The following is a 292-nucleotide window of genomic DNA, read 5'->3' as shown; positions in this document are numbered from 1 at the left end:
GGCTAAAACAGTCAGGATGTTGGCTTAGAAGCAGCCATCATTTAAAGAAAGCGTAATAGCTCACTGATCGAGTCGTCCTGCGCGGAAGATGTAACGGGGCTAAGCCAGTCACCGAAGCTGCGGATATCCGTAAGGATATGGTAGGAGAGCGTTCTGTAAGCCTGTGAAGGTGGCTTGTAAAGGCTGCTGGAGGTATCAGAAGTGCGAATGCTGACATGAGTAGCGATAATGGGGGTGAAAAGCCCCCACGCCGTAAGCCCAAGGTTTCCTGTTCAACGTTCATCGGAGCAGG

The 292-nt window shown here is 51.4% G+C and carries 1 rRNA gene; it reads left to right on the top strand.

Annotated features, from left to right (window positions below):
* Positions 1-292: ribosomal RNA gene (locus tag H3H36_RS27930) — 23S ribosomal RNA — on the top strand; the annotation flags it as partial.

This window comes from Rugamonas fusca (assembly GCF_014042365.1).
GTDB lineage: Bacteria > Pseudomonadota > Gammaproteobacteria > Burkholderiales > Burkholderiaceae_D > Rugamonas > Rugamonas fusca.
This window is presented reverse-complemented; position numbering and strand designations above follow the sequence as displayed.